Source organism: Euzebyales bacterium, from assembly GCA_035461305.1.
GTDB lineage: Bacteria > Actinomycetota > Nitriliruptoria > Euzebyales > JAHELV01 > JAHELV01.
Map to the genome: position 1 here is coordinate 1 of DATHVN010000113.1, position 8,018 is coordinate 8,018.

7 protein-coding genes and 1 riboswitch are annotated in these 8,018 nt (G+C 69.9%); all 7 genes read left to right on the forward strand.

The features are described 5' to 3' along the window. Positions 1–1,536: 1,536 nt before the first annotated feature. Positions 1,537–2,028 carry a helix-turn-helix domain-containing protein gene (locus VK923_10765; GenBank protein ID HSJ45149.1) on the forward strand — a complete coding sequence of 164 codons (492 nt, stop codon included), beginning with the start codon at positions 1,537–1,539 and terminating at the stop codon, positions 2,026–2,028. Between the two features lie 573 nt (positions 2,029–2,601). Further along, positions 2,602–3,366 (forward strand): PspA/IM30 family protein, encoded by a 765-nt coding sequence (locus VK923_10770; GenBank protein HSJ45150.1) that lies wholly within the window; start codon positions 2,602–2,604, stop codon positions 3,364–3,366. Beyond that, positions 3,363–3,641, forward strand: coding sequence for a hypothetical protein (locus VK923_10775; protein ID HSJ45151.1), 279 nt, complete (start codon positions 3,363–3,365; stop codon positions 3,639–3,641). The genes VK923_10770 and VK923_10775 overlap by 4 nt, the downstream gene beginning before the upstream one ends. A 33-nt stretch (positions 3,642–3,674) precedes the next feature. Continuing rightward, positions 3,675–4,595 (forward strand): zinc metalloprotease HtpX, encoded by a 921-nt coding sequence (htpX, locus tag VK923_10780; protein ID HSJ45152.1) that lies wholly within the window; start codon positions 3,675–3,677, stop codon positions 4,593–4,595. 5 nt (positions 4,596–4,600) lie between these two features. Next, positions 4,601–5,182, forward strand: coding sequence for a hypothetical protein (locus tag VK923_10785; GenBank protein HSJ45153.1), 582 nt, complete (start codon positions 4,601–4,603; stop codon positions 5,180–5,182). 1,223 nt (positions 5,183–6,405) lie between these two features. Further along, on the forward strand, positions 6,406–6,834 hold the full coding sequence (locus tag VK923_10790) for a DUF190 domain-containing protein (protein ID HSJ45154.1): 429 nt from the start codon (positions 6,406–6,408) through the stop codon (positions 6,832–6,834). A gap of 69 nt (positions 6,835–6,903) precedes the next feature. Continuing rightward, positions 6,904–6,968: riboswitch (Fluoride riboswitch) on the reverse strand. A gap of 596 nt (positions 6,969–7,564) precedes the next feature. Beyond that, the coding region (locus tag VK923_10795) for an MFS transporter (GenBank protein ID HSJ45155.1) at positions 7,565–8,018 on the forward strand (454 nt) is incomplete at its 3' end.

Consider the following 8,018-nt stretch of genomic DNA (forward strand, 5'->3'; position numbering starts at 1 on the left):
AACGTGCACGTCAGGCCGGTGCAGGTCGACGTGAAGACGGCGGTCGGCGGCGCGTTGCCCGATGTGCTTCCACCGCTCTGACCGGCGTGTTCACGTCGTCGGTGATGTCGCTGGCGCATAGGGCGCGGTTGTAGACCCACACGTCGTCGATCGTGCCGCCGAAGTACTCGTTGGCCAGGATGGTGCCGCCGATGCGCAGCGCGTCGTCGCTGGTCGTGATGAGTCCCGAGGTACTCGCCGACCCGACCTGTTGACCGTCGACATACAGCCGGGTGAGCCGTCATAGGTGACCGCGATGGCGCCCCCCGGCTGGTCTGCAGCCGCGGGCCGGTCGCCTCGACCAGTCCGCTGGTGAGCACTGACTGACCCCGACGCGGACGCCTTGAACCGCTGGCGTGCAGCGAATAGACGGCACCGCTGGTGCCCTTCTTGACGAGCGCCGCGGCCTTGCCTTTCGCCGATGACGACGGCCTGACCCACGCCTCAAGCGTCATCTGGCTGGACAGGTCAGGACTCGCGTCGTGGCGACGGTCACGAGGTCGTTGGACCCGTCGAACGACAGGCCGCCACCGCTGTGCCCTGAGGCCCAGGTCGGACCCTCGAGCGTGCCGTCATTGCCCCGGCTCAATCCGTCGCGGTCGTCGTGTCGGTGCCCTCCTCGAAGCCGTAGGCGGCTACGAGCCCGGACGACTCGGTGAACGTCGCCTGTAGTCGTTGTTGGACGCCAGGTTCTCTGACGCTGTGGGAGTGTGATTGCGTCAAGGTGCCTGTCGTTACGGTCAGTTGCAGAGGTAGGTGGGGTCGGCGAGGCTGTCGCGGTCCGTGAACGGGTTGACCCCCGCGGTGTGTGGAGCACCCGGGGGTCGTGGGCTGATTGCGGCAGCCGGTGCAGATCGTATTCGTGCTCGACGTCGCCGTCGACGCGTGACTGGCGGCGCGCGGCCGGGTCGACACGCCGTCGTCGTGTCCGTGGTGCGGGCATGAGCGGGTGAGCTTTGACGGCTGGTATCGGCGGCACACCCGCTGTGGGCCGGTGTCGATCCGGCGGGTGCTGTGCGCCAACGATGGTTGTGGGCAGCGGTCGCATTCGCTGCTGCCGGACGTGTTGGTGTCGCGTCGGGTGGATCTGGCGAGTGTGATCGGGTGGGCGTTGGAGCCACAAGGCCACGGGGTGGGGGCACCGGCCGATCGCGCAGCGGTTGGGGGTGCCGGCGGCGACGGTGCGCGGCTGGCTGCGCCGCGCGGCCGTGTGCGGCGGGCGGGTCGCGGGTGGGTTGTTGGCGGTGGCCGCGGCCGCGGACCCGTCGGGGCGGGCGCCGCCTCGGGCTGGCCCGGTCGCGGTGTTGGTGGCCGCGGCAGGCGGGCTGCGGCGGCGTGGTCGCGGTTGGCCGGTGAGCCGGTCGAGTGCTGGCGGTTCGCGGTCGCCCACACCGGGGGGCGGCTGTTGGGCTGACCGACACGATCCGCCTCTGTCGCCGCGGCGGCGGGCCGGGTTGTCTGTGGCCGGATGCGACGCGACGACCGGGGAGGCGGCTGGTGGGCACGGATCGCGACACGCTGGTGGCGTTGGCCCGCTGGGCGGTGATCGTCGAGGCGGCCGATGAGCGGCTGGCACCGGCCGAGCGCGGCCGGCTGGTGTCCGACCTGGCCCGCCGGGTGCACCGCGACGCCAACGGCACCACGGTGGGGGTCACGTCGCGCACGATCTACCGGTGGCTGGCGGCCTGGCGGTCACCCGGGTTCGACGGGCTCAGACCGGCGCGGCGTCGTGACGCCGGCGTGGCCCGCACGCCGGCGAAGGTGCTGGAGTTGGCGGCGGCGTTGCGGCGGGAGGCCCCGGCCCGGTCGGCCGCCCAGATCGCCGAGACCCTGGCGCGCACCCGCGGGTGGCAGGTGTCGCCGCGCACGTTGCAGCGGTACGTCGCCGCCAATGGGGCTACGAGGCCGGCGACCGCTACGACGTCTCGGTCAAGGTCGCGGAGCGGGTTCTCGTCCCCGCCGTACGGGACTCCGCCGCAGACACGCTGATCGTAGCCGATGGCTTCAGCTGTCGTGAGCAGATCCGTCAGCTGACCGGGCGCCAGACGCTGAACCTGGCCGAGGTGATCCAGCTCGCGCATGACAGTGGCAGCGCCGCTGCGGCCTCTTCGGGGTCGTAGCGGGCGCCACGAGCGGACGGCGGTCAATCGCCACGCCCCACCCAGGCGAGTGATGGGCCGCACGTAACGCCTTGGCCGACCACGCAGCCCACCTGCGCTACCGGCAGCCAGCGTGGAGGCGCGACTACCACAGGATGGGCAACCGCCTGACCGGCGACCACGGTGGGACTCCCGCCAGCCTCGCTGGCACGGGCTGGACCGGTCCGCCGCCGGGCGGCAAGGCGTGCGCCAACAGCTTCGAGCCGCTCCTGCCAGCCCCAACGATCGTCATCGCATGCCCCTGCCCTCCACAAAGGAGCAAGTCTTGTCCGGCCGAGTAGTCAGCTCAGCCTGTCAGACCGACGCACTCACACCGTTCATCCGACACTCCCGCCGGCCCTGTAGGACGGTGGTGACGAGTACTAGGCTGGCTTCACGAACCGTCACGGCAAGGGTTGTGGACATGGGGTTGATGAAGCGTCTCTCGGACGTCTTCCGGGCCAAGGCGAACAAAGCCCTGGACAGGGCCGAGGATCCACGGGAAACCCTCGACTACTCATACGAGCGTCAACTCGAGATGCTGCAGCAGGTCCGTCGCGGCGTCGCCGACGTCGCGACGTCGCGGAAGCGAGTCGAGCTGCAGGCCCAGCAGTTGCAGCAGAAGGGCGCCAAGCTGCAAGATCAGGCGCGTCAGGCGCTGGAAGCCGGACGTGAGGACATCGCCCGAGAGGCACTGTCCCGCCGTCAGGCGCTCACCGCCCAGTTGCAGGACCTGAAAGGCCAGCACGAGCAGTTGCAGGCCGAGGAGACCAAGCTGAGCCAGGCGGCCAGCCGTCTGCAGGCCAAGGTCGACGCCTTCCGCACCCGCAAGGAGACCATCAAGGCGACGTACACGGCCGCAGAGGCCCAGACCAAGGTCGGCGAGGCGCTCGGGGGCATCAGCGAAGAGATGAGCGACGTCGGTCTGGCGATGCAGCGCGCCGAGGACAAGACATTGCAGATGCAGTCGCGCGCCGGTGCGATCGACGAGCTGATGGCGTCAGGCGCGTTGGACGACCTGTCGGCATCGTCTGATCCGATCCAGGCGGAGCTCGACAAGATCGCCGCCACGTCCGACGTCGACGACGAGCTCGAGGCGATGAGGGCTCAACTCGGCAGCGGCTCGTCCTCGTTCGAACTGGGCCGGGGAGACACTGGCGAGCAGCCCGAGAAGGAGCGTGACCGATGATCGTGCGCATCCTCGGCGAAGGCCAGTTCGACGTCCCGGAGTCGGCGATCGAGGCGTTGAACGAGTTGGACGACGAGTTGATCGCAGCGGTTGAGGCCGGTGACACAGACCGGTTCACGAGCATGCTCGGTGCGCTGTTGGCCGAGGTGCGCAGCCACGCCGCGCCCCACGCCCTCGACACGCTGGACCAGTCCGACCTCGTGCTGCCGGGTCCCGACTCCAGCATGGAACAGGTTCGAGAGCTACTCGGCGAGGAGGGTCTCATCCCCGGATAGGCGGCTAGGCTGGCCGCCAAGGGAGGACCCAGCATGGCCCGTACCCGTTTTCCCGCTGACGCCGGCCTCACCAGCCGGATGGCCTTGGTGATGTTCCTGCTCGGCGCGCTGTTCGTAGCAGTGTTCGTCGGCGTGCTCGTCTACGCGCAGAGCGTGGTGCTGGCACTGCTGATCGGGGGAGGCCTGCTTGCCGCCCAGTACTTCGGCAGCGACAAGATCGCTATGGCCTCGATGCGCGCCCGCGAGGTGTCGGCCGAGCAGGCACCAAAGCTGCACGGCATCATCGACCGGCTGTGCGCGCTGGCCGACATGCCCAAGCCGCGCGTGGCGATGGCCGACACGCCGATCCCCAACGCGTTCGCGACAGGGCGCAACGAACAGCACGCCGTGGTCTGCGTGACCACCGGACTGATGCAGCGGCTCGACGAGTCCGAGGTCGAGTCGGTACTGGCCCACGAGCTCAGCCACATCGCCCATCGTGACGTGATGGTCATGACCATCGCCGGGTTCCTCGGCATGGTCGCCGGCCTTGTGCTGCGTTTCGCCTACTACTCCAGCCTCTTCGGCGGTGGTCGCCGGCGCGACGACCAGGGCGTGCCGGTCGTTCTGGTGGTCATGGTCGGCTCGGTCATCGTGTATGCCATAAGCTTCCTGCTCACCCGTGCGCTTTCGCGCTACCGGGAGCTGTCGGCCGACCGCGCCGCAGCGGTGCTGACCGGCCGCCCGTCGACGCTCGCGTCGGCGTTGACCAAGGTGAGCGGGCAGATGGCGAGCATCCCGACACGGGACCTGCGTTCGGCTGAACCGGTCAGCTCGCTGCTGTTCGCACCGGCGTTGTCGCGCAAGGCCAAGGGTGGCCCGAGCCTGTCGGCGATCTTCTCCACCCACCCGCCGCTGGAGCAGCGTCTGGACCAGCTCGCGAGGATCGAGGCCGACATGGGCAGGTCGGCCTGACGCTCATGGGGCTTCTCGACAAGATTCTCGGCAGGACCAACGCCAAACCGTCGAACCTGGACGCGCTGTTCGGCGTGACGGGGGCTGCGGTGACGCTGGAGGCCTCGATCGGACTGCGGCCTGCTGGACAGGCGGCGGTGTCGTTCAAGCCTGCGACCGGACCGGCGTTCTCCGAAACCCTCACGGAGGTCGACGAGCTCGTCCGCTTCGCCGCGCAGCAGGCGGACATGACCGTCTCTACCAGCGACGACGACTTCGGCTACCGCTGGTACACCCTGACCGACGACGACGTCGAGGACCTGGTCACCAGCACCCACATGATCAACCGCTCGCTCGACGAGCGCGGCTTCGGCCCGCAACTGCTGTGCAGCGTGTTTGCGTTCACCGGCGAACAGGGCGTATGCCACCTGGTGTACCTGTTCAAACGCGGAACGTTCTATCCCTTCGCGCCGCGCAGCGGTCAGCGTCGCGACAACGAACTCGAGCTGCGGGTGCGGGGCGCACTCGGCAGTGACCTGCCGGTCGAGGCGGACACGTCACGATGGTTCGCCCTCTGGGGTCTGCCGTTGCAGATCGCCGAAGGCTGACCTGGTGCGAGCTACCTCAGGCTCTCATGTACATGTGGGCCAGCTCACAGCACCTGGATAGCGCGTTGCCGCCTCCGGCGCGGATCGCGGTCGCGCAAAGCGCGTGGTTGGGTTTGGGCCGCCCGCGGTGGAACAGCAGGGCAAGGGGCCATCGCCGCGAACAGCGTCTCCAGGCCGAGGTCCTCGGCGAGCGCGTCCGCGCCCGGCGGCAGCTCACTGGTTGATGTCGCGGTTGCGGTGCATCAGGTGGGCCTTCATGCGATCCGCTCCGTGAGATGCTCGTACGTGAGCCGGTACTTGCTAGCGAGTGGGCGTGACCGTCGGCTGGTCGTCGTTCGACCATGAAGGTACTAATGGCGGGGTCGTCGGGATCGACGGTCGCGACCATGGACACGGTGGTGTCGTCGAGCGAGGACAGCTCGTCGATGAACGTGCCCTGGTCGCGCCGGTGACAACGATGATCCGCTCCGGTCCGGACAAGTCGATGTCGTTGGTGACCACGGGGCTCCGGTCGGACGTCAGCTTGCCGGCCAACGCGAGGTCGAACGTCCAGCGCGCGGCGATGCGCTTGGATTCGTCGGACACGCGGGGGTAGCAGAACTCGAGCCCCGCCTGCGCAGGGGCGTGATGAAGTCGAGGCAGGCGAGGTAGAACTGCACCTCGCGGTCGAACGTGGTCACGGTTTCGTCGACGATCGTCGTGGTGCTGGGGCGTACGCTCGAGCGCGGCGAACACCTCGGGGGAACAGTCGCGCGACGCGGTCCAGGACCGCGGCCTCGACGTGGTTCAACCGCAACCCGCGCGGCGGTGCCGGCCGCGCCGCCGGCCGCCACGAGGCCGATGTTGCGGCTGGCGGGCAACCGCAACCCGACTCGACCAGCGGCGCCAACCAGACGATGCGTTCCAGGCGGCATCGCGAGCACTGTAGCCTGCGAAGCCCCCGCCGGGTCGACGTCTGGTGGCTCAGCCGACATCGTGACCGCCATGCGCCGCTACCTCATCGTCGCCAACCGCACCCTCGGCGGGCACCACCTCATCGAACGGATCGAGGCCGCCCTCGCAGGCGGACCGTGTGTGTTTCATGTGGTCGTGCCGGTCACCGACCGTTCCACCGCCGCGACGGACGATGCCCAGCACCGTCTCGACGCGCAGCTCGCCCGGCTCGCCGCCTCGACGCCCCAGCCACCGGCGAACTCGCCCACGCCGACCCCTATGACGCGACCATGGCTGCGCTGGCACACCGTGACATCGACGAGCTCATCGTCTGCACCCTTCCGCCCGGTCTGTCGCGCTGGCTCGGCACGGACCTCGTCGGCCGGCTGCATCGCGCGACAGACCTGCCGATCACCCACATCGTCGCGCCGGCCGGCATGCCCGAACGCGTCACCGCGCAGGCCGTTCGCGTGAGCATCTACATCGGCGAGAGCGACCGGCACGGCCACACCCCACTCCACAGCGAGATCGTCCAACGCGCCCGCGCGGCCGGACTCGCCGGCGCCACCGTCCTGCACGGCGTCGAAGGGTTCGGCGCATCCAGCGTGATCCACACCAGCCGCCTGCTGACCATGTCCGAAGACCTGCCCGTGGTCATCATCACATCATCGACACCGCCGACCACATCGACGGCTTCCTGCCGCAGCTCGAAGACCTGATCACTCAGGGACTGGTCGTCGCGAGACCGTCGACATCATCAAGTACGAAGGGCACGACAGCTCCTCCACGGGTCTGGAGGAGCCAGCAGCTCACCATCGAGCGGTTGTCGGCGGGCCCCATCGCCTTCGCGCGCACACTATACGCACCTCACAGCCCGCCAACCGCCACATCGATCCGACCGCTCGCCCGACGTCTCAAGCCTGTGATGCGTTGGTCGATTCGCGGGCCGTGGAGGCGCCGGCGCACGATCGGTGACCGGCGGCCATGGCAGCATCGCTATCGTGTGCGGCGTCGTCTGCGCGGCCCCGTCGTCGGCGTCGTCGTCCAGCGGGGTGCCGCAGCGCGGCGGTCGGCGGCTACACGCCGACGGCGGTGCTGTCGGCGGGGATCGGCGTCGCCGGCAGCGTCACACAGGTCGGCCTGTTGCGTGCGGGGCGTGGACCGCGCGGGGGTTGCGGGTGCCGTCACGCAATGCGCTGCTGGCCGACGCCGTGCCCCCGGACGCCTACGGCCGGGCGTACGGGTTCGAGCGCGCGATGGACAACCTGGGCGCGATCATCGGGCCGCTGCTCGCGCTCGGGCTGGTCGGTGTGGTCGGGGTGCGCACCGCGATCATAGTGTCGGTCGTGCCGGGGCTGCTCGCCGCCGCGGCGATCGTGTACGCCATCCGCCACATCCCCCGCCACCACGCCGGCGCGCGGCAACCGTTGCGGCTGCGGGTCCGGCCCGGTGCTCGCCAGCCCGGTGCGGCGGCTGGCGCCCGGGATCGGGCTGTTCGAGGTCGGCAATGTCGCCGCCACACTGCTGATCCTCCGCGCGACCGAACTGTTGACCCCCATCCGGGGCGCGGCGGCGGCGACGAGCACGGCGTTGGCGCTCTACGTCGGCTACAACGTGGCCGCCACCGTGGGGAGTGTGCCCGCGGGGCGGGTCACTGACCGGCGCGGCAGCGTGGGGGTGCTGGCGGCCGGTGCGGGGCTGTTCGCGGTCGCCTACACCGGACTCGCCATCACCGGGCCCGCCGTCGCCGTGCTGGGCGGCTGCTTCGCGCTCGCGGGGGTCGCGATCGGGTGCGCCGAGACCGCTCAGCACACGGCCGTCGCCACGCTCGCACCGACCGAGGTCCGCGGGTCGGCGTTCGGGCTGCTCGCGGCGACCCAGGCGTTCGGCAACCTGATCGCCA

Coding starts and splice junctions, on each gene's coding strand:
- VK923_10770 (HSJ45150.1), top strand. CDS start 2,602: ATGGGGTTGATGAAGCGTCTCTCGGACGTCTTCCGGGCCAAGGCGAAC.
- VK923_10775 (HSJ45151.1), top strand. CDS start 3,363: ATGATCGTGCGCATCCTCGGCGAAGGCCAGTTCGACGTCCCGGAGTCG.
- htpX (HSJ45152.1), top strand. CDS start 3,675: ATGGCCCGTACCCGTTTTCCCGCTGACGCCGGCCTCACCAGCCGGATG.
- VK923_10785 (HSJ45153.1), top strand. CDS start 4,601: ATGGGGCTTCTCGACAAGATTCTCGGCAGGACCAACGCCAAACCGTCG.
- VK923_10790 (HSJ45154.1), top strand. CDS start 6,406: ATGGCTGCGCTGGCACACCGTGACATCGACGAGCTCATCGTCTGCACC.